The sequence below is a fragment of the Devosia sp. genome (assembly GCF_014860165.1).
Lineage (GTDB): Bacteria > Pseudomonadota > Alphaproteobacteria > Rhizobiales > Devosiaceae > Devosia.
The window spans coordinates 1-26,141 of sequence record NZ_JACZKG010000012.1 but is presented as its reverse complement, the minus strand read 5'-3'; the positions used below and the strand labels follow the sequence as shown (position 1 = coordinate 26,141).

Genomic DNA, 26,141 nt, shown 5'->3' with positions numbered 1-26,141 from the left:
TCAGGCCCGAGGGTGACGCGCTCTGGGGGTGGGCAGCTCGGCCGCCCCGCTGGAAAGGAGCGGCTGCGCATAGCTGCCCCACCCCCTGAATCCAGTTGACGCTCCCCCTGACTTCCCCTATAGACCGCGCAACTTGGCGGCTGTCGATTGCCGCCGATTTCATTTCATCCCGGACGACTGCTGCGCGACAAGCGCGCAACCGGCCGGTTGGACGCCAAGAGGACCGTTATGGCCAATACGCCGTCAGCCAAGAAGGCTACCCGCAAGATCGAAGCCCGCACCGCGGTCAACAAGTCGCGTCGTTCGCGCGTGCGCACCTTCATCCGCAAGGTCGAGGAAGCCATCGTGGCCGGCGATCACGCCGTTGCCATGGCCGCCCTCAAGGCTGCCGAGCCCGAAATCAACCGCGCCGCGACCAAGGGCATTGTCCATGCCAACCTGGCCGCCCGCAAGGTCAGCCGCCTCAATAACCGGGTCAAGGCGCTCAGCGTCTGATCGACCCGCGCGACGGCGCCATCAGGCGCCGGCTAGGCGATGAATTGGGCTCCCACGGGAGCCTTTTTCTTTGTATGGTAGCGGGCATGGTTTTTCCGGGATGACGACTTAATGTCACGGGTGTGACGGTCGGGCGACAAATCCCGACAGACTAGCTGGCGGCAATTTGTATGTTTGCTTTCAGGTAGTTAGCCAAAGAACGCACATTCTCCCGGTCGCCGCGAAACGGTACTCCGCGGGAAAAACGGGGCCTTGCGGAAATAAAATTTTGACCATGCCGGCGGGGCTAAGGTTCCGAATCTGCGTTGAGTCACAGACCCTTGCTTTGAGGCACTTTGGCGGGCTCCCGGAAGCAAAAATGACATCCTCGGAGTCAAGCCCTCATTTTGCAGATTCCACGGTTGCGGGCCCAAAATCGTCCCTCTAAAGTAATCTCGTCAGCCGGGAAAACGGACACCAAAAACGAGTGTCCCGGCGTGGCTGACGGGGTCATTTTCGGGGCGTTGGATTTCAGTTTTTCGGCGGCGGTAATGCCGATCATTTCGGTAGAGGTTGTGTTGGCAGCGAGTTTGGCGGCCGGTCCGATCGAGACCGTCGCGGTTCAGTAAGGCCTTCGGCGCGGCCGGGGCGAGTTCACGACAAGACTAGGACGAAAGCCGGTGGCGCGCCACCGGACAGAGCAAGTGCGTCCGCATAAGGGCGCCAAGGGCGAAGCCATGACCAAAGGACATGAGTTCTGGGCAGGGCAACAGGGCAGACAATACCATCCGAGCTTTGCGGGCCGGACGGATCGAACAGAATGGGGCACTTCACGATGATGCGACAGGTTACGGCGGGAAGGGACGATTGGAGCCAAGCCAATCCCTCTTCCACACTCCTCACGATTAAAGGCGAAAAACCTGTCATGATCAGCTCCGACACCTCCGAAGGTCAGCGCGAACTCTGGAACCGGGTGCGCGCCCGCCTCAAGGCCGGAGTCGGCGAGGATGTCTTTGCCTCCTGGTTCGCCCGCCTCGAACTCGAGGAAATCGTTGAGGACGTGGTGCATCTGTCTGCCCCCACGCGCTTTCTCTGCTCCTGGGTGCAGTCCAATTATGCCGATCGCATTCTCGAGGCCTTCCGCCTGGATGCCGAGGAGGTGGCCCGCATCCAGGTGACGCTGCGCGTCAATGGCCAGGCCCGTCCGCGCCTGACTCAGGTGGCGGCCGAGCCGGCCCCATCAGCCGAGTCCGCAGGCGCCATGGCCCCTGCCACCCCCCATCCGGTGAGCCAGCCACGCCTCGTGCGCGACAATTCCGCCGCCAAGGGCGATGCCCTGGCCGGCAGCGCCATCGATCCGCGCATGACCTTCGACAGCTTCGTGCCCGGCGATGCCAATGAGATGGCGCTGGGCGTGGCCAGGCAGATCGCCCAGGCGGTGACCAACAACACCGTGACCTTCAACCCGGTCTATATCCATTCCACGGTCGGACTGGGCAAGTCGCACCTGCTCAACGCCATTGCCCATCAGGTGCAGTCGGCCGATCCGAGCAAGAACATCGTCTACCTGACGGCCGACCACTTCATGTACCACTTCATTGCCGCCGTGCAGCGCCAGTCGGCGCTCGGCTTCAAGGACTGGCTGCGTCGCGTCGACCTGCTGCTGATCGATGACATGCAGTTCCTGCAGGGCAAGTCGGCCACCGAATTCGGTCACACCCTCGGCACCCTCCTCACTGGCGCCAAGCAGGTGGTGGTGGCCGGCGACGCGCCGCCGCGCGATCTCGAAATGCTCGACGAGCGCATTCGCTCGCGGCTTTCCGGAGGCCTGGTGGTGCCGATTTCCGGCTTCGATCTCGACCTGCGCCGCGCCATCGTGCAGCGCCGGGCCGAACAGTCGGCGACCCGCTATGGCATGCATTTTCCCACGCCGGTCATCGACTATGTCGCCCGTGCCGTGGTCAGCCATGGCCGCGACCTCGACGGCGCCGTCAACCGCCTCGTCGCCGCCAACCAGCTGACCGGTGAACTCATCACCGTGCCGCTGGCCGAAAAGACCCTGGGCGACCTGATCCGCTCGCGCGAAGCACGCCGCGTCCGCATCGAGGACATCCTCAAGATCGTCTCCCGCCACTACAAGGTGCCGCGCAACGAACTGCTCTCGGCCCGCCGCTCGCGCGACGTGGTGCGCCCGCGCCAGATCGCCATGTTCCTGGCCAAGGCGCTGACCTCGCGCTCGCTTCCCGAAATCGGTCGGCGCTTCGGCGGCCGCGATCACACCACCGTGCTCCATTCGGTGCGCAAGGTCGAACAGATGATCAAGGACGATGTCGAGCTGGCCCAGGAAATCGAACTGCTGAAGCGCATGCTGGAGGAATAGGGCCGGCGCTCTGCCCCAATTCTTCTCGCCATCGGGGAGAAGGTGGCGCGCAGCGCCGGATGAGGGGGATTCTCTCGGACTGATCAGAGGGGACGGATTCCCCCTCACCGACTCGGCTTCGCCGAGCCACCTCTCCCCGATGGGGAGAGGAATTGCGGCGGCGGCTTACTGCCCCTTCACCAGATCCCGCTCCATGAACTCGGCAAACCGCTCCTTCCACTCCGGATGCCAGCGCGACAAGGCCGGGCGGTCCTCGATGATATCGAGCGCATTCCACAATATCCGCTTGTGGTCGGTTTCGTTGGGCGTCTCGTCATCCGGGCAGAGAATGAAGAAACCATCGCGCGCGATGGCAGAGTCCATGAAATCGATGACCTGCTCGGGCAGCCAGGCGCCCTTGCGGTGCTCGGCATCGCCGGTCGTGGTCCAGCCCGGAATCAGCAGATGGGCTGTTACCTGGCTGTCCTCCCGTTCGCGCAGGTCGCGCGCCAGGTTCTGCGTATAGGCGTTCACCGCCGCCTTGGATGTATTATAGGCCGGGTTGCCGGGTGGGTTGGTCAGGCCCTGCTTGGAACCGGTATTGACGATCACCGCGGGCCCGCCCGCGGCCAGCATGCCGGGCAGGAAGGCCTGCACGCCGTTGACGATGCCCAACACATTGACCGCAAACAGGCGCTGCCAGTTTTCGACCGGATCGAGAATGCCCCCTGCGCCGCCCGCCACGAAGGCGGCGGCATTGTTCATCAGCAGCGTCGGGCTGCCCCAGCGGGACTCGACCTGACGCGCCAGCGCGGTCATGGCGGACGGATCGGCCACATCGGCCGTGCTGGTGAGGATATTGTCGTTCCCCACTATTTCCGCCAGTTCGGCGGCGGTAGCGGCGAGCTTGCCGGCATTGACGTCCACCAGGGCAATTCGCATGCCCGCCTGTGCGGCCCGGCGCGCGGCGGCCCGGCCGATCCCGCTGGCGCCCCCGGTGATCACCGCAATTCCACCGGCTGCAAAACTCTCGGCCATTATGCTCTCCTGCTGTTCAATGCTGCTGGCGCGACTCTAGTCGAACTTGCCCGCCGGCGACACAATGCGTCGGGCGCCGAAGTCGGGGATTTCCTGCCGCCGATACCGGTCTCGCCCTTGCTAATCCGTGCACAAATTGTAAATGTCCATCCCCGGCTTGCCGGGGTTTTTGCTGCCCAAGCGCAGCCGCGTAGTGCCAGGGAAGTTACCGCATGAAAGTCACGCTCGAACGCAATCATCTGCTCAAGTCGCTGAGCCATGTGCATCGCGTGGTCGAGCGGCGGAATACCTATCCCATCCTGGCCAACGTGCTGTTCAAGGCCGGCGACGACAAGGTCGAGCTGCGGGCCACCGATCTTGACATCGAAGTGACCGAATCCATTCCGGCCATGGTCTCGACCGCAGGGACCACCACGGTTCCGGCCCACACGCTCTACGAAATCGTCCGCAAGCTTTCCGACGGCGCCGAAGTGCGGCTCGAGACCGATGGCGGCGAGAACATGGTGCTCACCTCCGGCCGCTCGCGCTTCAACCTGGCCTGCCTCAGCCCCGACAGCTTTCCCGACCTGAAATCTGGCAGCTTCGGGCACGAATTCTCCATGCCTGCTTCCGCCCTGCGTGAGCTGATCGAGCGCACCCAGTTCGCCATCTCCAACGAGGAGACGCGCTACTATCTCAACGGCATCTATTTCCACACCGTCGAGGTGAGCAATGTCGGCACGGTGCTGCGCGCCGTCGCCACCGACGGCCACCGCATGGCCCGCGCCGAGATCGAGGCGCCCGCAGGCGCCAAGGGCATGCCCGGCATCATCGTGCCCAAAAAGACCGTGGGCGAAGTCCAGAAGCTGCTCGACGGCGCCGAAGGCGACGTTTCGGTGGAAGTCTCCGACACCAAGATCCGCTTCACCGTCGGCTCGGTCGTGCTGCTCAGCAAGCTCATCGAAGGCACCTTCCCCGATTATGACCGGGTGACGCCCAAGAACAACGACAAGCAGATGAATGTCGACCGCGCCAGCTTTGCCACCGCCGTCGACCGCGTCTCCACCATTGCCTCGGACCGGGGCGGCAAGGCCGTCAAGCTCCAAGCCAAGGATGGCCTGCTCGAACTCTCGGTCACCAATCCCGATCATGGCACGGCCAGCGAGGAACTGGCGGTGGATTTCGACACCGACGGCTTCGAGATCGGCTTCAACGCCCGCTACCTGCTCGACATCATCGGCCAGATCCGCTCCGATAACGCCGTCTTCATGTTCAACGACGCCGGCTCGCCCACCCTGGTCCGCGACGACGGCGAGACACGCGCGCTGTACGTCCTGATGCCGATGCGCGTCTGAGGCTGTTGCAAGCTCTGACCAAGAAAAGGCCCCCTCACCCGGCGCTACGCGCCGACCTCTCCCCCGAAGGGAGAGGTGAAGAGGGCATCGAGGCTGCCGCAGTACTACCTCTCCCTCTGGGGGAGAGGTCGCCCGAAGGGCGGGTGAGGGGGCCTTCCAAAGGCACTATGCCAGCATGACCCGCCACCTCTCCCGCCTCCGCCTCACGGCCTTCCGCAATTACACCGCGGCAGCGCTTGATCTCGATTCCCGCCACGTCGTCCTCACCGGGCCCAATGGCGCCGGCAAGACCAACCTGCTCGAGGCCATCTCGGTCCTCTCCCCCGGTCGGGGCCTGCGCGGCGCCAGCTTCGAGACCCTGCAGGCGCAGGGCTCCGATATCGGCTGGGCGGTGGCGGCGACCGTGGAAACCGATGACGGCCCCGCCGATATCGGCACCGGTGCGTCGCCCGATGGTGGCCGGCGCGTGCGCATCAACGGCGCCAATGCCCGCTCCATCGAGGCGATGAGCGACTATCTGCGCGTGCTCTGGCTCACGCCATCGATGGATGGCCTGTTTTCCGGTCCCGCCGGCGACCGGCGGCGCTTCCTCGACCGGCTGGTGACGACGCTCATCCCGTCCCATTCCGCCTCGGTGGGCGACTACGAGAAGGCCATGCGGCAGCGCAATCGCCTGCTCGAAGACCAGGGCGATCCCGCCTGGCTCAATGCCGTCGAGGCGCAACTGGCCGAGCTGGGCGCATCCATCCACCTGGCGCGGTCGGACAGCCTCGCCCATCTGCAGGCGCTGATCGAGCAGAGCCTTGATGACGGCAGTTTTCCCGCCGCCCACCTGGCGCTGACGCCGCTCTTCGAGCCGGGCGCCGAACCGGCCTCCTCGGCGGCGCTCGAAACTGCGCTGGCCGAGAGTTGGCGGGCCAGTCGCGGGGTTGATCGGGCGGCCGGGCGCACCATATCTGGACCACACCGGGTCGACCTCGAAGTGACCTATGCCCAGAAGGCCATGCCGGCCGCCCTGGGGTCGACCGGGGAGCAGAAAGCCCTGCTCATCGGCCTGATCCTGGCGCATGCGCGGCTGGTGCGGCTGCGGACCTCGATCACGCCTTTCCTGCTGCTCGATGAGATCGCTGCCCATCTCGATCCCGACCGTCGTCGGGCGCTGTTTTCCGCCCTCGACGGGCTGGGGACGCAGTGCTTCCTGACTGGCACCGACCGGGTGCTGTTCGAGGCGCTCGGCGAACGGGCGCAGACGGTGACGGTGCGCGATGGACGGCTGCATAAGGACTAGCCTTCAATCCCCCGCAAACGCCCATCAAACGGCCATTTTGCTTGGGGATATACCCCCGTTCCGCTAGAACGAAACCCTGACGAAAACTACTGATTCGGACCCCATGACCGATAGCGAAAATCCCGTTCCCAACGAATACGGCGCCGACAGCATCAAGGTGCTCAAGGGCCTCGATGCGGTGCGCAAGCGCCCCGGCATGTATATCGGGGATACGGATGACGGCTCGGGCCTGCATCACATGGTCTATGAGGTGGTCGACAATGCCATCGACGAGGCGCTGGCGGGTCACGCGGACCTGGTAACGGTGACGCTCAATGCCGATGGCTCGGTGACCGTGATCGACAATGGTCGCGGCATTCCCACCGGCATCCACACCGAAGAAGGCATCTCGGCGGCCGAGGTCATCATGACCCAGCTCCATGCCGGCGGTAAGTTCGACCAGAATAGCTACAAGGTCTCGGGCGGCCTGCATGGCGTGGGCGTTTCGGTGGTCAATGCGCTCAGCCAATGGCTCAGGCTCAAGATCCGCCGTGATGGCGAGATCCACGAGATGAGCTTCACCCATGGCAATTCCGACGCGCCGCTCAAGCAGACCGGCACCTATGTCGAGGACAAGCAGCCGGGCACCTATGATGGCCGCAGCGGCAGCGAGATCACCTTCTTCCCGTCGTCCGAGACCTTCACCATGGTGGAGTTCGACTTCAAGACGCTGGAGCACCGCCTGCGCGAGCTGGCTTTCCTCAATTCCGGCGTCCGCATCCTGCTCAACGATCTGCGCCATCCCGAGCCGGTGACCACCGAACTGTTCTACGAGGGCGGGCTGGAAGCCTTCGTGCAGTATCTCGACAAGTCCAAGACCGGCGTCATCGACCGCCCGATCACCATGATATCGGAGAAGGACGGCATCACCGTCGAAGTCGCGCTGCAGTGGAACGACAGCTACCACGAGAACGTGCTGTGCTTCACCAACAACATCCCGCAGCGCGATGGCGGCACGCACCTGGCGGGCCTGCGCGGCGCGCTGACGCGCCAGGTGGTCGGCTATGCCGAAAGCTCGGGCATCGCCAAGCGCGAAAAGGTCACCATGACCGGTGATGACACGCGCGAAGGCCTCACCTGCGTGCTCTCGGTCAAGGTACCGGACCCCAAATTTTCGAGCCAGACCAAGGACAAGCTGGTCTCCTCCGAAGTTCGCCCCGTGGTCGAGAACATCGTCAACGACAAGCTCGGCCAGTGGTTCGAGGAACATCCCAACGAGGCCAAGATCATCGTCGGCAAGGTGGCCGAGGCCGCCGCCGCCCGCGAGGCCGCCCGCAAGGCGCGCGAACTGACCCGCCGCAAGGGAGCGCTCGAAATCTCCTCGCTCCCCGGCAAGCTCGCCGATTGCCAGGAACGCGACCCCGCCAAGTCCGAAATCTTCATCGTCGAGGGTGACTCGGCCGGTGGCTCGGCCAAGCAGGGGCGCGACCGCTCCAATCAGGCCGTGCTGCCACTGCGCGGCAAGATCCTCAATGTCGAGCGTGCCCGCTTCGACCGCATGATCTCGTCCGAACAGGTCGGCACGCTGATCACCGCGCTGGGCACCGGCATCGGCCGCGAGGAGTTCAACGCCGACAAGCTCCGCTACCACAAGATCATCATCATGACCGACGCCGACGTGGACGGCGCCCATATCCGCACCTTGCTGCTGACCTTCTTCTACCGGCAGACGCCGGAGCTGATCGAGCGCGGCCACATCTACATCGCCCAGCCGCCGCTCTACAAAGCCATGCGCGGCAAGTCCGAGCAGTATCTCAAGGATGAGGATGCGCTCAACGACTACCTGATTGCCGCGGGCCTCGACGAGGCAGTGCTGACCACGCGCGACGGCAACCAGCATGGCGGGGCGGATCTGCAGGCCATCGTGCAGCAGGCGCGCAACATTGTTGCTGCCATCGACAATCTCAACACCCGCTATAATCGAAGCCTGGTCGAACAGGCCGCCATCGTGGGTGGCCTCGATCCCGAGGGTCTCAGCGATCCGGCGCGGATCGGCGAGGTGATGGGCCGCGTCGCCAATCGGCTCGATCGCATTTCCGACGAGCTCGAACAGGGCTGGTCGGGCGAGATCACCGATACCGAAGACCTTGCCTTCTCGCGCACCGTGCGCGGCGTGGCCGAACGCCACCTGCTCGACAAGGCGCTGCTGCAAAGCGCCGACGCGCGCAAGCTGCGCCAATTGGCCGAGCGGCTGGACGAAATCTATGGCGGCGTGCCCACGCTCACCCGCAAGGGCGAGACCATCCCGATTTTCGGACCGTCGAGCCTGTTCAAGGCCGTGACCGATGCCGGCCGCAAGGGTGTCACCATGCAGCGCTACAAGGGCCTGGGCGAAATGAACGCCTCCCAGCTCTGGGAAACCACGCTCGACCCCAATGCCCGCACCCTGCTCAAGGTCGAGATCGACCAGACCGACGAAGCCGACCAGATCTTCACCGCGCTGATGGGCGACCTGGTGGAGCCGCGGCGCGATTTCATCCAGGACAATGCGCTCAGCGTGAGCAACCTGGACGTCTGATTGGCCTATGCAGGCGAGGCGCCGGTCCGGCGGCGCCTTTCACTGGCCACGATAGCCAGCAATACGCCGCCCAGAATGGCAGCGCTGCAGAGCAGCAAGCGCGTTGTCAGCGTCTCCTGCAGGAAGAGAACGCCGCCGAGCGCTGCCAGGGCAGGAACGCTCAGCTGCACGATGGCCGCCTGCTTGCGCTGCAGCCCAGGCAGGGCGGAATACCAAACCGCATAGCCAAGTCCCGAGGCCACGGCGCCCGACAATATGGCCCATGCCAGACCCTGCCAGTCGCCCAGTGGCTGGAGCAGGCCAAGGCCGATCAGCAGCAGGGCCAGAGGCACGCTGCGCAGGAAGTTCGCGGCTGTATCGAGCAGGGGACTGCTGGACCCCCGGCCGACAAGCGAATAGACGGCCCAGCTGATGCCGGCGACCACCATCAGCCCCGCCGCCAGCGGCTCGGGCGACGTGAGGCCGGGCCACACGAGAAAGCCGAAGGCGAGAAGCGCCAGGCCGATACCCAGCCATTCCAGCGGCCCCGGCATCTCACCCTTGATCATGCTCCAGCCCAGCATGGTGAATTGCACGCTGGAAAACAGGATGAGCGCCCCGGTCCCGGCGCCGAGGGCGACATAGGCGAAAGAAAAGGCCAGTGCATAGGCGCATAGCCCGCCAGCGCCCGCCCAGCTTCCGGCACCCAGCACCGCGCGCAATCCCTGCGGGCGGAGCGAGACAAGGCCCATCAAGACCAGCGCTCCCGAGATCAGGCGCACACCGGTATAGAGACCCGCATCGGTCGTCCCCGACCCCAGCGCCAGGCGGGCCAGTACGGAATTGGCCGCGAACGCCGTTATGGCAACCAAGGTCAGCCCGACAAGTCGAAACACTGTTCAGCCCGGTTTGCGATGGACCTCCAGCCTACGCTCGCGCTGCACCTTTGTCACCGATTCCACGCCGCCTGCATGGCATCGTTCACCCGCCTGAACGATGCGTTCCGCATAACGGGCTTGGTTGCGTGGCGGCGGCGGCATAGCTAAGTCTTGAACAGCGTGGCGCGTTGCCACCAACCACATCAGGCGCGTCACATGAAAAAGATCGGTTTCCTCTCTTTCGGCCACTGGTCGCCCTCGCCGCAATCGGGCACCCGCTCGGCCGGCGATGCGCTGCTGCAGTCCATCGACCTGGCCGTGGCCGCCGAGGAACTGGGGGCCGATGGCGCTTATTTCCGCGTGCATCACTTTGCCCGCCAGTTGGCCTCGCCCTTTCCGCTGCTGGCCGCCGCCGGGGCCAAGACCAGCAGGATCGAACTCGGCACGGCCGTAATCGACATGCGTTACGAGAACCCGCTCTACATGGCTGAGGATTCGGGGGCTGCCGACCTTATTTCCGGAGGCCGCCTCCAGCTGGGCATCAGTCGTGGTTCGCCCGAGCAGGTGATCGACGGCTGGCGCTATTTCGGCCATGTGCCCGCCGAAGGCCAGACCGATGCCGACATGGCGCGCACCAATGCCGAAATCTATCTCGAAGCGCTCAAGGGCCAGGGCTTTGCCCAGCCCAATCCGCGCCCGATGTTCCCCAATCCTCCGGGTCTCTTGCGGCTCGAGCCGCATTCCGAAGGCCTGCGCGACCGCATCTGGTGGGGTGCCGCGACCGACGCCACCGCCGTTTGGGCCGCCAAGCTCGGCATGAACCTCCAAAGCTCGACGCTGAAATTCGACGAGAGCGGCAAGCCCTTCCACATCCAGCAGGCCGAACAGATCCGCGCCTTTAGGGCGGCTTGGAAGGAAGCCGGGCATGCGAGGCAACCTCGCGTCTCGGTCAGCCGCTCGATCTTTGCCATCGTCAACGACATGGACCGCGCCTATTTCGGCACCGGCCGGCCCGAGGAAGACCAGTTCGGCTATATCGAGCCGGAAAAGCGCGCTGTCTTCGGCCGTGGCTATACCGGCGAGCCGGATGTGCTGATCCGTGACCTGGCCAAGGACGAGGCAATCGCCGAAGCCGACACCCTGCTGCTGACCGTGCCCAACCAGCTCGGCGTGGCCTACAATGCCCATGTCATCGAGAGCATCCTGAAGCTGGTCGCACCGGCACTCGGCTGGCGGTAATTACCTCTCCCCTCAGGGGCGAGGGAGCCGTCGTCCGGCGGACTATTCCGGCAACCGAAACCCGGATCCCTCACACCCGCTGGCCTGCCAATAGGCGTCCACCGGCGTAAATGTCCCTGTCGCCGCCTGCTCGACCCTGGCGGCAAAGGCCATGGCCTGGCATTCGTCGGGGCCGGCGACGACATGGACCATTTCGTGCAGTACCGTCAGCTCGCGCAGCCCGTCGGCGCCATCAGAAAAGAACTGCGGGCAGAACACCAGGCGCACCACGCCATTCTCCGGCGGGATGCGGACGAAGGCGGCAAAGCGGCTGCAGGAGCCATCCGAGGTATCGCGGATATCCGGATCGAGCGTCACCCTGCCGCCCCAATGGCCGGATTGGAACTGCTGCAGCGTCAGCGCATCGCGATAGGCCGCGACATGGACCCCCATTTCGGTTTCGACCAGCGCCGGGCGCGCGGCCTCGAATGTGGCGATGGCGGCGTCGAACGCCTCGTTCAATATCGCGCGGTCATCCGCCATGGCCGGGCCGGTGAGCAGGGCGATCAGGAGCGCGGCGAGGCGGAAGGACATGGCGAACTTTCACTGGCGGAGGGGCGCACATAGCGCCTCCGTCGTCCCCGGACAAGGCTGTGACGCCTCCGCAACACCGCCGCAAAACCCGCCAAACGCCTCATAAACCGGCCACAATTGCCCCTGAGAAGCATAGCTGTGATCGGGTGGGCAGCGCCTCGGCAGGGATGCCGCGCCCATCGGCCGGTCGGTATCAGCCTTAACCGCTTGCTAACCTCTTGTTTCCCAGCGGGAGCAAACAGGCTAGAAGCGCGCAAAAGGCACCAGATTTCAGGGTCTGCTTGATGGATTTTCGCATTTCCGCCGATGACCGCGTTGGCAGCCAGCCGGGCAAGGGCAGCAAACCCAAGGCAGAGGCGCGCGGCAAGGGCCAGCGCGTGGAGCCCACTCTGGGCCAGTCCATGCCGTTCTCGGTGGCCGATGAACGTGTCGGCAGCGGCGGATCGGGCGGCGGCAAGCCACCCAAGGCGCCGCGTCGCGGCAAGGCCCAACCGGCCCGCAAGAAGCGCTCGCGCCGCGGCGGCTTCCTGATGGGCCTGCTCTGGTGGGGCTTCGTCGCCTGCCTGTGGGGCGGCATCGCCGTCATCGGCGTCATCGTCTATTACGGCGCGCAACTGCCCTCGTCCAATACCTGGGCCATTCCCGATCGCCCGCCCAACATCCGCATCCTGGCGGCCGATGGCAGCCTGATTTCCAATCGCGGCGCCACTGGCGGCGAGGCCATCACCTATCGCGAATTGCCCTACTACGTCCCGGCGGCCATCATCGCTTCCGAAGACCGCCGCTTCATGCAGCATTTCGGCGTCGATCCGCTGGGCCTGATCTCGGTGGCGATTGAATCGGTGCAGGCCGGCGACGTCACCCGCGGCGCCTCCACCATCACCCAGCAGGTGGCCAAGAACCTCTTCCTCACCCCCGACCAGACCCTGGGCCGCAAGGTGCAGGAAGCCATTCTCGCGGTCTGGCTGGAGCAGAACTACACCAAGGAAGAAATCCTCGAACTCTATATGAACCGCGTCTATTTCGGCGCCGGGGCAACGGGTATCGAGGCGGCTGCGCAGACCTATTTCGGCATTTCTGCGCGCAATCTGTCGCTGGGCCAGGCGGCCATGCTGGCCGGCATCCTGCCCGCGCCATCGGCCTATAATCCCAAGTCCAACCCGGAACGTGCCATCGAGCGTCAGCGCCTGTCGCTCAACGCCATGGCGCGCGATGGCTTCATCACGCCTGAAGAGGCCGCTGCGGCCCAGATCGACCCCAGCCAGTCCGTGCGCACTCGTGTCGCGGGCTCCGAAGACTACGTGGCCGATTGGGTGGAAAGCCTGATGACCGCCTATATCGGCGAGATCAAGGATGACGTGGTGGTACAGACCACCATCGATTTCAAGATGCAGAAGGATGCCGAGTTCATCGTCAAGGAACTCGTCGCCTCCGAAGGCCCCAAGCGCGGCTTCAGCCAGGGCGCGCTGGTGGCCATGGATGTCGACGGCACCGTGCGTGCCATGGTGGGCGGCGTCGACTACCAGGCCAGCCAGTATAACCGCGCCGTCACGGCCAAGCGCCAGCCTGGCTCGACCTTCAAGCCCTTCGTCTATATGGCCGCCATGGAAAAGGGCTATACGCCCGACACTTTGGCCGAAGACGCCCAGTTCGAATATAATGGCTGGAGCCCGCGCAATGCCTCCGGCAAATATGCCGGCACGGTGACGCTACGTCAGGGCCTTGCCTATTCGCTCAATACCATTGCGGCCCGTCTGGCCATCGACGTCACCCCGCAGGCGGTGATCGACGTGGCGACCCGCATGGGCATTTCCTCGCCGCTGACCGCCGTGCCCTCCATCGCGCTGGGCACCCAGGAAGTGAACCTGCTCGAGCTCACCAGCGCCTATGCGCCCTTCGCCAATGGCGGCATGGGCGTGATCCCCAACGTGATCACCTCCATCTCGTCCAAATCCGGCGAGGTGCTCTATCAGGCCTCCGATGCCGGCCCGGGTCGCGTCATCGCGCCCAATATCCTGGCCGAGATGAACGACATGCTCAAAACCGCCGTGGAGGTGGGGACGGGCAAGGGCGCCAATCTGGGTGGCTGGCAGTTTGCCGGCAAGACCGGCACCTCCCAGAGCGCGCGTGACGCGCTATTCGTCGGCTATACCGCGGCCATGGTCACCGGCGTATGGCTGGGCAATGACGATGATACCAAGACCACCCTGTCGGGCGGCAATGTGCCGGCCGCCATCTGGTCCGAATTCATGACCAAGGCCCATGCCGGCAAGCAGGTCGCCCAGATTCCCGGCGGCAGCTATGACGGCCAGTTGGTGGCCCAGCCCGTGATCGATCCAGCCACCGGCCAGGTGGCCATCGATCCGGCGACCGGCCAGCCGATGACGCAATATGTCGATGCCGGCACCGGCGCGCCGGTGCAGACCACGGTCGATCCGGCCACCGGCCAGTTGATGCAGCTTGATCCGGCGACCGGCCAGTATGTGCCGGCCACGGCGGCGCAGGCGGCTCCCCAGCAGCCCATCCAGACCGGCCAGATGATCGACCCCGCCACCGGCGCCGTGGTCGGCGCCCAGATCGACCCGGCCACGGGCATGCCCATCAACAATACCGGCGCCATGCTGGTGGATGCCAATGGCGTCCAGATCGATCCCGCGACCGGCATGCCGGTCGGCCAGGTCGTCCAGCCGCAGGCGATCGATCCGGTCACCGGCTTCCCACTGCAGCCGCAGAGCAATGGCGTCGGCCAGGCGCCGATCGACCCCGCGACTGGCCAGCCCATGATCCTGGTGGTCGATCCGGCCACCGGCCAGCAGGTCTGGGTGCCCAGCGCCCCGGCCCAGATGCAGCCGCCGGCCGCTATCGGCCAGCCGGTGCCCATCGAAAACGAGCGCAGCCAGCGCACGCTGATGGACCTGATCTTCGGCGACCAGCAGAACTAGCGCCGGCACCGTCTCCCGACAAAAAAAGGCCGCCCACCGGGCGGCCTTTCCGTTTCAGATCACGAGGATCGGGCTGCCGCTGGGCACCCGCTCATAAAGGTCCATCACATCCTGGAACAGCAGCCGCACGCAGCCGCTCGATACGGCCTTGCCGATGGTGGCGACATCCATCGTGCCATGCACGCGATAGAGCGTGTCGCGGTTGCCCTGGTGGATATAGAGGGCGCGGGCGCCCAGCGCATTGAGCAGGCCCGGCGGCTGGCCATTGCGGTAGATTTCCAGCTCCGGCTGCCGGTCGACCATCTCCCTGGGCGGGGTCCAGACCGGCCATTTGCGCTTATAGGCGATATGGCCCTCGCCGCTCCATTCAAAGCCCGCCCGGCCCAGCCCGACGCCATAGTGCATGGCTCGCCCGTTCGGCATGGTCCAGTAGAGGAAGAAGCTGGTCGTATCGACCACCACGCTTCCCGCCGCCTGACCGGTCGGATTGTCGATCTCCTGCCGCCAGTAGAGCGGGTCGATCATCGCAATGTCCGCCGCGGGCACGGGATAGTCCTCCTCGGGCCGGGCGGCATACATGGCCAGCACATCGGGCGGCACGGCGTGGCGTACCGGCCCGGCCGGGACGACGGGCGGCGGGCTGGCCGTGGTGGCGCAGCCGGCCAGGGCAAGGGCGCCCAGGCTTGATAGACCTGCCAGCACCGCACGGCGCGGCAGGGACGCAGAAACAATAGACGACATGAAACATCCTTGGCCCCGCAAGGGGGCTGTAAGAGAGAAAGGATCGGGAGAGGTGTGTCGTCAGGCCTGTCTGGGTGGCCGCAGCGGTCCGGCCCCGGACCAGTCCGGCACCGCTTCATCGGCGCCCGGCGGAACGCCGGCAGTAGGTGCGCCCGCTGGCAGCTGCATCACCGCGACCGGTATCGCCTGGTGCGGGCCGCAGGGCATCATGATGCCCGAGCCCAGGTCGATCTGGCCGCGCTGGACTGCCACCACCACCGGAATGGACTGGTTGTCGGCGTCGACATGGTTGAGCACCACGATGGGCGTGCTGACATAGCGATGGGCATGCGCCGTCGTTGCCCCGGCGAGGGAAGCAAAGGCAAAGATCAGCACGATGAGAGTCGCCAGACGCTGCATGGGCCGGTTCTAGGCCGGCAGTGGAGGGCGAGGCGAGAGCCTCACGCAGCTGTGAGGCTAGGCGCCATGCGCCATCAACTGCCGGCCATGTGCCTTGAGCCAGGCGTGGCCCTTTTCCATGTCGGGCAGGGTGCGTTTCACCGTCGCCCAGAAGGCCGCCGAGTGGTTCATTTCCACCAGATGCGCCACTTCATGGGCAGCGACATAATCGAGCACGAAGGGCGGCGCCAGGATGAGCCGCCAGTTGTAGTTGATATTGCCCGATGACGAGCATGAGCCCCAGCGGCTGGCCTGGCTGCGCATCTTGACCGATTTCACCGTCACGCCCAACCGCGCCGCATGGATGGCGGTGCGTGCCGAAAGGTCCGCCTGCGCCTCCTCCTTGAGCCAGTCGGTCAATCGCCGCGCCTGATGCGCCGCATCGCCCGGCACCAGCAGCACCGGCTGGCCATCATCGTCCGCCACCTCGACCCGGCCGCGCAACTTGCCCGTGCCGATGATGCGGTGGTCGACGCCGCGCAGTGGCACCGTGCCGCCATCGCCGAAACGGCCCGCCTGCGGTGCCCGGTGGAGGCGCGCGGCCAGCCAGTTGCGGTGGCGAGCTAGAAAGGCCTCGGCCTCGCTCCATTTGCCATGCGGCGGCAGCGTCAGCACCGGCCCGCCGCTATGGGGCAGCGACAGCCGATAGCTGCGCGCCCGCGCATTGACCCGCACGGTGACCGTCACCGGCCCGCCATCGATCTCGATGACGGTGCTGGCTGGAATTTTCGGCTTGGCGCGGAAGAACAGGTTCATCTGGGCTCGGGGGGAATCGCCCTGTTATTGTAGCCGGAAATTGCGACGATGACTCCCCCGACCACAGGACGGCACCTCCCTGGTGGGGTGGGGCCCGCCGTTGTCGGTCCAGGAACTCCCAGCAAAAATGGCGCCCCTTGCGGGGCGCCAGTTCAGTCGTTGGGAAACGACCGGCTTCAGGGAGGGAGGCAGGCGGAAGTAGGGCTGGGCTTAGCCGTTATTGCCCCAGCCATTGTTGTTCTGGTCGCCATTGTCTTTGCTGGGCTCGGTATAGCCCTGGCGCGAACCGCGGCGCTCATTCATGAAGCGATCGAACTCTTCCCGATCCTTGGCCTTGTTGAGGTTGGCCATATATTCGTGGAAGGCGTCGATCTCGGCGTCGAGGCGAGCACGTTCTTCCTCGAGGCGCTTGAGCTGTTCCGCCCGGTATTCGTCAAAGGCTGCATTGCCGCTCGAATTCATGCCGTAGCTCCTGTTGCTGTTGTGCCAGCCGCGATGTGCATGCTTGTTCGAGCTGCACCAGGCTTTGCCCTTGTTCCAGTAGGCCTGGGCCTTTTCGGGCGAGCCGCCGAACTTTTCACCCCACAGGATGTAGCCCAGGACGGCGAGGCCGAGCGGCCAGAAGACGATAAAGCCCAAAACCATGAGGGCGATGGTCAGCGGGGACCATTGAGGTTTGATGATTGCTGTGGTCATTTCGGTTTCATTCTCCCAGTCACGATGACCCTTAGGTGGCCCGCGCTGGGGTGGGATCAATGCTGTGCCTGTCGATATTTGGCCTTGAAATGAAGTTTTTGCCTCACTATGGGGCGACCGACTTATGCCCCGGAAGGGCCCAAAAATGACCATGACCCAGGCCGACGGCCTGCCATTGCCCTCCACCTGGCGGCCGCTGCGCCTGCAAACCCTGGTGCTGCTGCGCTGGCTCGCCGTTGGCGGACAGGCCATAGGCGTGCTTTTTGTTGCCTTCGGCCTCGGCTTTCCGCTGCCGCTGCTCGAATGCTTCGCGCTGATCGGCCTGTCGGCCGGCCTCAATCTCTGGCTGGTGCTGAAGCTCGGCGCCGCCTATCGGCCGACCTCGCTGTCGGCGGCGAGCCAGATCGCCTTCGACCTGCTGCAGCTGGGCGGGCTGCTGGCGCTGACCGGTGGCCTCCAGAACCCCTTCTCGCTGTTGCTGCTGGCGCCGGTCTCTGTCTCGGCCACCACGCTGCCGCAGCGGGCATCGTTTCTCATCGCCCTGTTGGCCGCCCTGATCGCCTCGGCCCTTTCGGTCTGGCACCTGCCGCTACCCTGGGCGCCGGGCGAGACCATCGTCTTCAACCGCATCTATGTCATCGGCATCTGGGTCTCGATCATCTGCGGCGTGGTCTTCATCTCCGCCTATACCAATCGCGTGGCCCATGACGCCCGCCAGATCGCCGACGCGCTGGCGGCGACCGAACTGGCCCTCTCGCGCAAGGAGCAGCTTTCGGCCCTCGATGGCCTCGCCGCCGCCGCCGCCCACGAGCTGGGCACCCCGCTCTCCACCATTGCCCTGGCGGCCAAGGAAATGCGCGCCGAAGCCGAGCCGGGCAGCGACCTGGCCGACGATGTCGAGCTCATCATCGAGCAGGCGGCCCGCTGCCGCGCCATCCTCGCCAAGCTGCGCAACCTCGGCAGCGAAGGCGGCGATCCCTTTGCCGCCGTACCGCTGACCGACCTGTTGGCCGAAGTCGCCCGCCCACATGAGGGCCGTGGCAAGGCGATCCTGTTCTATTACGAACGGGCGGCCGGTCCGGCCCCGGTGTTCCAGCGCAGCGTCGGCCTGCTCTACGGCCTGGGCAACCTGATCGAAAACGCCACCGATTTCGCCCGCAGCTCGGTGCGGATAGAGGCGGCCTGGGATCTTGAAGCCGTCTCGGTCTCGATCACCGATGACGGCCCCGGCTTCGCGCCCGAGCTGATTGCCCGGCTGGGCGAACCCTATCTCACCAGCCGCCCCCGCGATCCGCACGGGCCCGATGCCAGCAAGCCCGGCGGCCTGGGCCTGGGCGTCTTCATCGCCAAGACCCTGCTCGAGCGCACCGGCGCCCGCCTGGCCTTCGAGAATATCGCCGCCGACGGCCACGCTCGGGTGCGCATCGTCTGGCCACGGAGTTCGGTGGAGGCGGAGGGCTAGAGCCATCAGTCTGCCTTCCCTCCCCCATGAGGGGAGGAATCGAGGGTGGGGGTCCGGCAAGTGATCCACTGAATCACCCCTCCCCAACTCTCCCCTCAAGGGGGAGGGGCGCCGGCCGCAGTATTTGGGGGGACGTTCCGAGTTCCCCGTACATTTTGACCTTTCCCGCTCAAAGCCTTATGTGAAACCCCATGAGCACGATCGAAGACCTCCTGGCCACCGACCCCAGCCTGCTGCTTGTCGATGACGACGCGGCCTTCCTCCAGCGCCTCGAGCGCGCCATGGCGCGCCGCGGCTTCGATGTCCGCATTGCCGGCTCGGTCGCCGAAGGGCTTGCCGCCGTGGCGGAACGCCCGCCCGCCTATGCGGTGGTCGACCTGCGCCTTGAGGACGGCAACGGCCTCGAAGTGGTCTCGGCCCTCCACACCAGGCGCCCCGATGCTCGCGCCGTGGTGCTGACCGGCTATGGCAATATCGCCACCGCCGTCACCGCCGTGAAGCTGGGCGCCATCGACTATCTCAGCAAGCCCGCCGATGCCGACGACGTCATCAACGCCCTGCTCGCCACCGGCGAGGACAAGCCCGAGCCGCCGGAAAACCCGATGTCGGCCGACCGCGTCCGCTGGGAACATATCCAGCGCGTCTATGAACTGTGCGACCGCAATGTCTCCGAGACCGCGCGCCGCCTCAACATGCACCGCCGCACCCTGCAGCGCATCCTGGCCAAGCGCGCCCCGCGGTAGGCCGGGTGCGGCCAACCCGCGGTGTCATTCCGGCGAAGGCCGGAATCCATATCCGTGGTTACCCGCCACATCCAGCCAATCGTCGCTCGCCGCATGGATTCCGGCCTTCGCCGGGATGACATCGCGCGTCGGTTAGGGCGCGGGGTCATATCCCCTCTTTCGCCGCAATGCCAAAGCGTTACTCTGGCTCAACAACAAAACCAGAGGAACCAGCCCATGACCGTCACCCTTCACTTCCACGGCGCGGCGGGCACGGTTACCGGCTCCTGCTATCGCATCGTGCACCCGCAGGGTCAGTTCCTCGTCGATTGCGGCCTGTTCCAGGGCAATCGCAGCGTCCGCGAGCTCAATCTCAAGCCCACCCCCTTCGACCCCAAGGGCATCGACTTCCTGCTGCTCACCCATGCCCATATCGACCATGCGGGCCTGTTGCCAAAACTCTATCGCGAGCACTGGCGCGGGCCCATGTGGATGACCGAGCCGACCTCGGGCCTGCTCGAATATCTGCTGCCCGACAGCGCCGGCATTCAGGAATCGGAAGCCGAGCGGGCCACCAAGAAGCAGGCGCGGCGCGGCGACGAGCCCGCCAAGCCGCTCTACACCATGGAGGATGCCGAGGAGGCGCTGGCCCATCGCAACACCTGCGCCTATGGCGAATGGATCGAGCCCGGCCCCGGCGTGCGCGCCCGCTACTGGAATGCGGGCCACATCATCGGCTCGGCCTCGATCGAGGTCGAGGTGAAGGATGGCGACAAGACCATGCGCCTCTTGTTCTCGGGCGATATCGGGCCCGATGAAAAGGTCTTTTACAACGAGCCCGAAGGCCCCGCCGGCTTCGACTACATTCTCTGCGAGAGCACCTATGGCGGGCGCGAGCGCGAGGATTATACGCTGGCCCAGCGCCGCGCCGCGCTCAAGCAGGAGATCAACACTGCCCTGGGGCGTGGTGGCAATCTGGTCATCCCCGCCTTTGCCGTCGAGCGCAGCCAGGAGTTGCTGCATGACATCGGCGTCCTCATCAAATCAGGCGAGATCGATCCGCGCCTGGTCTTCCTCGACTCGCCCCTCGCCAGCAAGGTCACCGGCGTCTATCGCAAATATGCGAAAATGTTCGACGACGTCGAACTGGGCGCCGATGAGCTGTTCAACGATCCCCGCTTCCGCATCGTCGAGGGCGTCGAGGAATCCAAGGCCATCAATTCCATCCGCGGCGGCGCCATCATCATCAGTGCGTCCGGCATGGCCGATGCCGGGCGCATCAAGCACCACCTTCGCAACAACCTCATTCGCGGCAATGCCACCGTGCTCTTCGTCGGCTACCAGGCGCCGGGCACCTTGGGGCACGTCATTCTCAGCGGCGCCAGGGAAGCGCGCATCCACGGCACGCTGGTGCCCATCCGCGCCCAGATTCGCTCCTTGGGCAATTACTCGGCCCATGCCGATCATTCCGAGCTGATGACCTGGATCAAGGAGCGCCTGCCCGCCCATGGCGCCATCTTCCTGACCCATGGCGAAGACGAGGAGCGGGCGGCCTTGCGCGCCGCCATCATCACCCTGGGCGTTGGCGGCGATCAGGTGATCCTGCCGCTGCTGGACGACTATTTCGAACTCACTGCGGCCGGAATCACCGCCAAGGTGCAGGCGGCAGTCCCGCGCATCGATCCGCTGCAGGTGCATTCGGACTGGCACAATGCCTATTCGGATTTCTCCATCCGGCTCAGCCAGCGCCTTCAGGCCGGATCCGAGGCGGAAAAGCTGGCCATCATGCGGGCCCTGCAGAAGGAGCTCGACATCCTGGGCGCCACGCCCACGCCTCCGCCCATCGCGACGCCCATCACCCCGGTCGAGAGCCAGAGCTTCGACGAGTAGGGCGTCAGGAGGGGGTAGCCTTCGGCGCCAGTTTTCCCGCCATGGCCCAGGTCAGCGCCAGCAGCGGCAGCAGCATCGCGAAGGCCATGCGGATGCCGAAACCCTGCGCCATGGCGCCGATCAGCACCGGCGCACCCAGATTGACCAATTGGAAGATCAGCGTCGTCGCGGCCACGTTCTGGCTGGCCGGCCGATCGCCCAGCCGCGCCGCGGCCGACAGCATCAGCGGATAGAGCACGCAGATGCCGATACCCACCAGCCCGAAACCCGCCAGCGCTGTCCAGGCATTGGGCGACGCCACCAGCAGCACCATGCCGGCAATGGCAATGGCTGCCAGCACGCGGGCAACCCGCACCGGCCCATGGCGATCGATGAAGCGATCGGCCAAGAGCCGCCCCAGCGCCATGGTGGCGAGCAGGGCCGGCAGCGCCAGCGACTCGACCCAGGCGGCGACCTCGAAACTGTCGCGCAGGTAGATGATGGACCAGGCGCGCGCCGCGCCTTCGGTGAGCCCCGCGCCCAGGCCGAAGGCAACCAGGCCCATGGTTGCCAATGTCGGCCAGGCGAGGCGCCGCCTGTTGTCGCCGGCATGGGCGCGCGGCGGCGTTATTGGCATGGGCAGCACCACCAGCAGCATCATTCCGATGACGACGGGCGCCAGCAGCCACAGATGCACCGCCGCGGCGACATCGAGTCCGCGCAGGGCCGCGCCCAGCAGCGACGTCAGCAGGAACCCGACGCTCCACACACCGTGGCATGTATTCATGATGCGCGCGCCCGAGGCGGCCTCGATGCGGTCGGCCTCCACATTGATGGCAATATTGGTGAGCGAGAAACTGACGCCGTTGAAGGCCAGCAGCACGAACATTGCCACCGGGTTGAGCATGACCGTCACCAGCGCCGCGCTCACCGCGGCCAGCGGCAGCAGAGCGAGAATGACCAGCCGAGGACCGAAGCGCTCGATGATCCGGCTCGAAAACAGGAACATCGACAGCGCCCCGAGCGGCTGGCCCATCAGCACCAGCCCGAGCTGGGCCTCGCTCAGCCCGATCTGGAGTTGCACGTCGGGGATGCGCGTGTGGATGGCGCCGACGGTCAGCGCATGCACGAAGAACAGCGCCACGATGCGCCAGCGGACAATGGGCATGGAACTCACTTGGGACCGGGGTCCATCAGGATGTGGATACGGTCGGCGCCGAGCCGCGCCAGCTTGAGCATCAGCGTCTTGCGCCGGGCCGGCGCCAGCGGCGTATCCGGACTGTCGCGCAAAATGGCGCCGTCATGGCCGTCGGCAACGATCAGTCCCTCGCTTTCGGGGAAGATTTCCGCCTCCAGCTCCGGCGGCTTGGCAAAGAAGAACTTGTCGGAAAATTCCCGGTATTCCGGCCATTTGCGGTCGACCTGGAAGTCGATCAGGCTCGACTTGATCTCGATGATCCAGATCTCCCCCTTGGGCCCCACCGCCAGCACATCCGCCCGTCTGCCATTGGCCAGCGGCACTTCGGCATAGCAGGCCATGTCATGCCGCTCCCGCAGCATGCGCATCACCCCGCGCTGTACCCTGAGGGCGGTGGCCGATTGGCGCAGGTCAACGATGGGGGGCAGGTCCTCCATGGCTCAGCCGTGCGGCGTCGCCGGTTCCGGCGGCAGGCCCGCCGGCATGTCGAGCTTGCGCGTACCCAGCGCCCGGCTGGCGACAAGCCCGACCAGGATCACCGGCAGCACGATGAGATACGAATTGCGAATGCCCAGATACTCGGCCACGAAGCCGAGCAAGGGCGGGGCAAGGAAGAACACGATGAACGTCACCTGTCCCAGCGCCGCGACATTGACCGCACTCGGCCGGTCGGTGCGCTGTGCCGCCGCCGATACCGCCAGCGGATAGACCGCCGAGCAGCCGATACCGAGCAGCGCAAAGCCGAGCAGCGCCACCCACGGCACCGGCGCAAGGCCGACCGCCAGGGCACCGATTGCCGCCAGCGTCAGCAGGCTGATGGCTGTGTGCCGTGGCCCGAAGCGTTCGACGATGGGGTCGGCAAACAGGCGCGTTGCCGCCATGAAGCCCGAGAACAGCGTCAGGCCCAGCCCGCCGATGAACGGCTCCACCGCAAACACGTCGCGCATGTAGATCGCCGACCAGTCGATGCCGGCGCCCTCGACCAGGAAGGCGGCAATGCCGATCAGGCAAAGCGGCAGCAGGCCCCAGTTGGGGAAGGCGATGCGCGGCGTGTCGCCGGTATGCATGTTGGGGCGGTGCGGGGCATTGACCATGCCGCTCATCATCCAGATGCCGATGACGAATACCGCGCCCACGGCAATGGCCAGATGGAGCTGCATCGACATGCCAGCCTGCCGGAGCGAGGCGCCGAGCAGGGCGGTGATGAAGAAACCCAGGCTCCAATTGCCATGGGCGCGGTTCATGTAGCTGCGGCCATATTGGGCCTCCAGCCGGTCGGTCTCGACATTGAGATTGATCTCGAGCGCGCCGGCCAGCAGGCCGGCAAAGAACAGCGCCACAAACACCGCCACGGCGGAGGGCAGCCAGGGGATGAGGGCGTAGATCGTCGCCGTCCCCAGCACCGTGACGAAGGCGGTGAAGCGCGAGCCCATGCGGTCGATCAGCGGCGCCGAGAAGGTCAGCGAGATCAGCGAGCCGATCGACATGCCGATGATGGTGAGGCCGAGCTGGCTCTCGCTGACATCGAGATGGGTCTGCAGGTCAGGCATGCGCGACAGCAGCGCGCCCAATGCGAAGGCGAACAGGAAGAAGCACGCATAGATGCGGTATTGCGGGGCGATTTTCATTCGGCAGGCACCGGTTGCGCCTGCCGGCGCGTGCCAACGGCATCGGCCATCAGCAGGCCCAGGATCACCAGCGGAATGCCCACGCCAAAGGCCCAGCGAATGCCGAAATGCTCGGCAATATAACCCAGCATTGGCGGTCCCAGCAGGAAGGACACGAACGAGATCTGCGCCAGCGCTGCGACATTGACGGCAGCGGGACGGTCGGTGCGCTGCGCCGCCGCCGACATGGCCAGCGGAAACAGCGCGCTGGTGCCCACGCCGATCAGGGCAAAGCCGACATAGGCCAGCCACCACACCGGCGTGAAGAACACCAGCAGCGCACCCAGGCCCGAAATGGCCAGCAGGCCGCGCGCCACCACCGCCGGGCTCCAGCGCTCGACGAAGGCATCGGCGAAGAACCGTGTCACCGCCTGCGCACCAGCGCCCAGGGCGACGGCGAAGCCGGCCCAGAACGGGGCGGCGTCGAACTCGTCGCGCATATAGATGGCCGACCAATCGATGCCGGCGCCTTCAAGGATCATGGCGGAAAGGCAGACGCCCACCAGTATCAGGATCGCCCCGGTGGGGCGGGCAAAGCGCGGGGCGGCATCGGTGCTGCCGCCGCTGCGGTGCTCGGCCGGCTCGTAGCGGCCCAGCAGAACCAGCGCGATGACGGCGACGATGGGCACCATGATGGCCAGGTGCCATTGCGGCGACAGCCCGGTCTGGGCCACCAGGGACCCCACCATGCCGGCCGAGAAGAAGCCGAAGCTCCAGAAGGCATGGGCGCGGTTCATGATCCGGCGGCCGATGGCATGCTCGACCCGGTCGGCCTCGAGATTGATGATGATTTCGATGCAGCCAATGGTCAGCCCCACCGGCACCAGCAGCAGGAAGAACATCACCGGCCCCTGGGCCCATGCCGAAATGGCGTAGAATACCGACAGCAGCGGGATCGCCGTCAGCAGCGTCCGGCGATAGCCGATGCGCTCGATGATCGGGCCGGCAAAGGTCAGCGAGATCAGCGTGCCGAAGGCGGCGCCGATCAGCGCCAGCCCCAGGGCGCCCTCGCCCACGCCCATGGCCTGCTGGATGGCGGGCAGGCGCGGATAAAGGCTGCCCATGCAAAACGAATAAATGAAAAACGCCCCGAACACCTTGATCTGGGGCGGCAAATCGATGCCGAATCTCATGGCTGAAACTACTCGCGAAATCAGTACCCACGAGACTATGCGAAATCTGTGATCCGGGAAATAGCGGGTGGAAACGTTTTCCGAACACTTCTGCAACGTTGCAATAGTGCCGCAGCCCGAATCTCAGCCGGCGGGCGCCGCATAGAGGTCGTCCCGCACCACATTGATCCCGGTCAGCAGGTTGCGCACGATTTCGAGGCGGCGAAACTGGCCGCCGATGCGGCTTTCGGCGGCGCGGCTGGGGCCGGTGACGCGGTCGCGGCGATCGGGGCCGAAATAGCCCGGCGTCTCATAATAGATGTGGCTCTGCCCGATCTGCCGGTCGATGCGCTCCATCAGCCGCGTCCGCGTGAACGGCATGGTGATGACATCGTCAAAGCCCATATTGATGCAGCGCGTGATCGTGTCGATCGACGGGCTCTCGGAAAAATAGATCAGTGGCGAAAAGCGAACGCGCCGGCTCGGGCAGAACCGGATCGCCTCGGCCACGCCGCGTAGCGTGCCGACATCGGGGACCGCCGCGAACAGAAAGAAGCAGACCGGCGTGCGGTTGGCCTGCTGCTCGGCCTGCGCCACGCCGCCATATGGCAACACGGCCGAAAAGCTCAGCCGGCGTGCCATATCCATCAATGCTGCGCCCGGCCCGTCCAAAGGCCCGACAACATAGGCGGCGGCTCTCATGCCAGCTCCATGCATTCCCGCGCGCATGCTAAGACGGGATTACTAAGGGAGGGCTAACATCAGCCGGCCAAAGGCTTTTTCCCGGAATCCCAGTCGACCTCCCTCCCCCTTGCGGGG

The 26,141-nt window shown here is 65.5% G+C and carries 22 protein-coding genes; 10 read left to right on the top strand and 12 right to left on the bottom strand.

Annotated elements, in window-relative coordinates; translation table 11 throughout:
* Window positions 1-228: 228 nt before the first annotated feature.
* Window positions 229-495 carry a 30S ribosomal protein S20 gene (rpsT, locus tag IH615_RS02480; protein WP_291359539.1) on the top strand — a complete coding sequence of 89 codons (267 nt, stop codon included), beginning with the start codon at window positions 229-231 and terminating at the stop codon, window positions 493-495.
* A 904-nt stretch (window positions 496-1,399) separates the two neighbouring features.
* Entirely contained in the window at window positions 1,400-2,854 is a 1,455-nt protein-coding gene (dnaA, locus tag IH615_RS02475) for a chromosomal replication initiator protein DnaA (protein ID WP_291359538.1), read from the top strand.
* Window positions 2,855-3,019: 165 nt separating this feature from the next.
* Here the strand turns inward: dnaA and IH615_RS02470 are convergent, their stop codons facing one another.
* Window positions 3,020-3,871, bottom strand: coding sequence for an SDR family NAD(P)-dependent oxidoreductase (locus tag IH615_RS02470; RefSeq protein WP_291359535.1), 852 nt, complete (start codon window positions 3,869-3,871; stop codon window positions 3,020-3,022).
* A 212-nt stretch (window positions 3,872-4,083) separates the two neighbouring features.
* Between IH615_RS02470 and dnaN the strand changes: the two genes are divergently transcribed.
* From dnaN to gyrB, 3 genes are all read left to right on the top strand, one after another.
* Window positions 4,084-5,205, top strand: coding sequence for a DNA polymerase III subunit beta (dnaN, locus tag IH615_RS02465; RefSeq protein WP_291359533.1), 1,122 nt, complete (start codon window positions 4,084-4,086; stop codon window positions 5,203-5,205).
* A 175-nt stretch (window positions 5,206-5,380) separates the two neighbouring features.
* Window positions 5,381-6,493, top strand: coding sequence for a DNA replication/repair protein RecF (gene recF, locus IH615_RS02460; RefSeq protein ID WP_291359532.1), 1,113 nt, complete (start codon window positions 5,381-5,383; stop codon window positions 6,491-6,493).
* 103 nt (window positions 6,494-6,596) lie between these two features.
* Window positions 6,597-9,050 carry a DNA topoisomerase (ATP-hydrolyzing) subunit B gene (gyrB, locus tag IH615_RS02455; protein ID WP_291359531.1) on the top strand — a complete coding sequence of 818 codons (2,454 nt, stop codon included), beginning with the start codon at window positions 6,597-6,599 and terminating at the stop codon, window positions 9,048-9,050.
* Window positions 9,051-9,055: 5 nt separating this feature from the next.
* Here the strand turns inward: gyrB and IH615_RS02450 are convergent, their stop codons facing one another.
* On the bottom strand, window positions 9,056-9,925 hold the full coding sequence (locus IH615_RS02450) for a DMT family transporter (protein ID WP_291359528.1): 870 nt from the start codon (window positions 9,923-9,925) through the stop codon (window positions 9,056-9,058).
* A gap of 198 nt (window positions 9,926-10,123) precedes the next feature.
* Here IH615_RS02450 and IH615_RS02445 point away from each other — a divergent pair, with 198 nt between their 5' ends.
* Window positions 10,124-11,146 (top strand): LLM class flavin-dependent oxidoreductase, encoded by a 1,023-nt coding sequence (locus tag IH615_RS02445; protein WP_291359527.1) that lies wholly within the window; start codon window positions 10,124-10,126, stop codon window positions 11,144-11,146.
* Window positions 11,147-11,188: 42 nt separating this feature from the next.
* On the opposite strand, the gene IH615_RS02440 is transcribed toward IH615_RS02445, so the two are convergent.
* Entirely contained in the window at window positions 11,189-11,719 is a 531-nt protein-coding gene (locus IH615_RS02440) for a hypothetical protein (protein ID WP_291359525.1), read from the bottom strand.
* Between the two features lie 284 nt (window positions 11,720-12,003).
* On the opposite strand from IH615_RS02440, the gene IH615_RS02435 reads away from it, so the two are divergent.
* Entirely contained in the window at window positions 12,004-14,661 is a 2,658-nt protein-coding gene (locus IH615_RS02435) for a PBP1A family penicillin-binding protein (protein ID WP_291359523.1), read from the top strand.
* Window positions 14,662-14,715: 54 nt separating this feature from the next.
* Here the strand turns inward: IH615_RS02435 and IH615_RS02430 are convergent, their stop codons facing one another.
* The 4 genes from IH615_RS02430 to IH615_RS02415 form a co-directional block, all read right to left on the bottom strand.
* Entirely contained in the window at window positions 14,716-15,402 is a 687-nt protein-coding gene (locus tag IH615_RS02430) for a L,D-transpeptidase (RefSeq protein WP_291359522.1), read from the bottom strand.
* A 60-nt stretch (window positions 15,403-15,462) separates the two neighbouring features.
* Window positions 15,463-15,801 carry a hypothetical protein gene (locus IH615_RS02425; protein ID WP_291359521.1) on the bottom strand — a complete coding sequence of 113 codons (339 nt, stop codon included), beginning with the start codon at window positions 15,799-15,801 and terminating at the stop codon, window positions 15,463-15,465.
* A gap of 57 nt (window positions 15,802-15,858) precedes the next feature.
* Window positions 15,859-16,596: a SprT family zinc-dependent metalloprotease gene (locus tag IH615_RS02420; RefSeq protein ID WP_291359519.1), complete on the bottom strand. Its 738-nt coding sequence runs from the start codon at window positions 16,594-16,596 to the stop codon at window positions 15,859-15,861.
* A gap of 210 nt (window positions 16,597-16,806) precedes the next feature.
* Complete coding sequence (locus IH615_RS02415; protein ID WP_291359517.1) at window positions 16,807-17,292, bottom strand: DUF2852 domain-containing protein; 486 nt, start codon at window positions 17,290-17,292, stop codon at window positions 16,807-16,809.
* 145 nt (window positions 17,293-17,437) lie between these two features.
* Here IH615_RS02415 and IH615_RS02410 point away from each other — a divergent pair, with 145 nt between their 5' ends.
* The 3 genes from IH615_RS02410 to IH615_RS02400 all read left to right on the top strand — a co-directional run bounded on the left by IH615_RS02410 (window position 17,438) and on the right by IH615_RS02400 (window position 21,366).
* Window positions 17,438-18,754: an ActS/PrrB/RegB family redox-sensitive histidine kinase gene (locus tag IH615_RS02410; RefSeq protein ID WP_291359516.1), complete on the top strand. Its 1,317-nt coding sequence runs from the start codon at window positions 17,438-17,440 to the stop codon at window positions 18,752-18,754.
* Window positions 18,755-18,945: 191 nt separating this feature from the next.
* Window positions 18,946-19,497, top strand: a complete 552-nt coding sequence (locus IH615_RS02405; protein WP_291359515.1) for an ActR/PrrA/RegA family redox response regulator transcription factor — start codon at window positions 18,946-18,948, stop codon at window positions 19,495-19,497.
* 216 nt (window positions 19,498-19,713) lie between these two features.
* Entirely contained in the window at window positions 19,714-21,366 is a 1,653-nt protein-coding gene (locus tag IH615_RS02400) for an MBL fold metallo-hydrolase (protein WP_291359513.1), read from the top strand.
* A gap of 4 nt (window positions 21,367-21,370) precedes the next feature.
* On the opposite strand, the gene IH615_RS02395 is transcribed toward IH615_RS02400, so the two are convergent.
* The 5 genes from IH615_RS02395 to IH615_RS02375 all read right to left on the bottom strand — a co-directional run bounded on the left by IH615_RS02395 (window position 21,371) and on the right by IH615_RS02375 (window position 26,024).
* Window positions 21,371-22,513 carry an MFS transporter gene (locus IH615_RS02395; protein WP_291359511.1) on the bottom strand — a complete coding sequence of 381 codons (1,143 nt, stop codon included), beginning with the start codon at window positions 22,511-22,513 and terminating at the stop codon, window positions 21,371-21,373.
* Between the two features lie 5 nt (window positions 22,514-22,518).
* Entirely contained in the window at window positions 22,519-22,980 is a 462-nt protein-coding gene (locus IH615_RS02390; RefSeq protein WP_291359510.1) for an MmcB family DNA repair protein, read from the bottom strand.
* Window positions 22,981-22,983: 3 nt separating this feature from the next.
* The gene (locus IH615_RS02385; RefSeq protein ID WP_291359509.1) at window positions 22,984-24,171 is read right to left on the bottom strand and encodes an MFS transporter; all 1,188 of its coding nucleotides are present in this window, start codon (window positions 24,169-24,171) and stop codon (window positions 22,984-22,986) included.
* The gene (locus IH615_RS02380; protein ID WP_291359507.1) at window positions 24,168-25,343 is read right to left on the bottom strand and encodes an MFS transporter; all 1,176 of its coding nucleotides are present in this window, start codon (window positions 25,341-25,343) and stop codon (window positions 24,168-24,170) included. The genes IH615_RS02385 and IH615_RS02380 overlap by 4 nt, the downstream gene beginning before the upstream one ends.
* Before the next feature lie 123 nt (window positions 25,344-25,466).
* Complete coding sequence (locus tag IH615_RS02375; RefSeq protein WP_291359506.1) at window positions 25,467-26,024, bottom strand: hypothetical protein; 558 nt, start codon at window positions 26,022-26,024, stop codon at window positions 25,467-25,469.
* Window positions 26,025-26,141: the final 117 nt, after the last annotated feature.

Coding starts and splice junctions, on each gene's coding strand:
- dnaN (WP_291359533.1), top strand. CDS start 4,084: ATGAAAGTCACGCTCGAACGCAATCATCTGCTCAAGTCGCTGAGCCAT.
- IH615_RS02380 (WP_291359507.1), bottom strand. CDS start 25,343: ATGAGATTCGGCATCGATTTGCCGCCCCAGATCAAGGTGTTCGGGGCG.
- IH615_RS02400 (WP_291359513.1), top strand. CDS start 19,714: ATGACCGTCACCCTTCACTTCCACGGCGCGGCGGGCACGGTTACCGGC.
- IH615_RS02440 (WP_291359525.1), bottom strand. CDS start 11,719: ATGTCCTTCCGCCTCGCCGCGCTCCTGATCGCCCTGCTCACCGGCCCG.
- IH615_RS02395 (WP_291359511.1), bottom strand. CDS start 22,513: ATGCCCATTGTCCGCTGGCGCATCGTGGCGCTGTTCTTCGTGCATGCG.
- IH615_RS02375 (WP_291359506.1), bottom strand. CDS start 26,024: ATGAGAGCCGCCGCCTATGTTGTCGGGCCTTTGGACGGGCCGGGCGCA.
- IH615_RS02435 (WP_291359523.1), top strand. CDS start 12,004: ATGGATTTTCGCATTTCCGCCGATGACCGCGTTGGCAGCCAGCCGGGC.
- IH615_RS02470 (WP_291359535.1), bottom strand. CDS start 3,871: ATGGCCGAGAGTTTTGCAGCCGGTGGAATTGCGGTGATCACCGGGGGC.
- IH615_RS02405 (WP_291359515.1), top strand. CDS start 18,946: ATGAGCACGATCGAAGACCTCCTGGCCACCGACCCCAGCCTGCTGCTT.
- dnaA (WP_291359538.1), top strand. CDS start 1,400: ATGATCAGCTCCGACACCTCCGAAGGTCAGCGCGAACTCTGGAACCGG.
- gyrB (WP_291359531.1), top strand. CDS start 6,597: ATGACCGATAGCGAAAATCCCGTTCCCAACGAATACGGCGCCGACAGC.
- IH615_RS02385 (WP_291359509.1), bottom strand. CDS start 24,171: ATGAAAATCGCCCCGCAATACCGCATCTATGCGTGCTTCTTCCTGTTC.
- rpsT (WP_291359539.1), top strand. CDS start 229: ATGGCCAATACGCCGTCAGCCAAGAAGGCTACCCGCAAGATCGAAGCC.
- IH615_RS02415 (WP_291359517.1), bottom strand. CDS start 17,292: ATGACCACAGCAATCATCAAACCTCAATGGTCCCCGCTGACCATCGCC.
- IH615_RS02425 (WP_291359521.1), bottom strand. CDS start 15,801: ATGCAGCGTCTGGCGACTCTCATCGTGCTGATCTTTGCCTTTGCTTCC.
- IH615_RS02390 (WP_291359510.1), bottom strand. CDS start 22,980: ATGGAGGACCTGCCCCCCATCGTTGACCTGCGCCAATCGGCCACCGCC.
- IH615_RS02420 (WP_291359519.1), bottom strand. CDS start 16,596: ATGAACCTGTTCTTCCGCGCCAAGCCGAAAATTCCAGCCAGCACCGTC.
- IH615_RS02445 (WP_291359527.1), top strand. CDS start 10,124: ATGAAAAAGATCGGTTTCCTCTCTTTCGGCCACTGGTCGCCCTCGCCG.
- IH615_RS02430 (WP_291359522.1), bottom strand. CDS start 15,402: ATGTCGTCTATTGTTTCTGCGTCCCTGCCGCGCCGTGCGGTGCTGGCA.
- IH615_RS02410 (WP_291359516.1), top strand. CDS start 17,438: ATGACCATGACCCAGGCCGACGGCCTGCCATTGCCCTCCACCTGGCGG.
- recF (WP_291359532.1), top strand. CDS start 5,381: ATGACCCGCCACCTCTCCCGCCTCCGCCTCACGGCCTTCCGCAATTAC.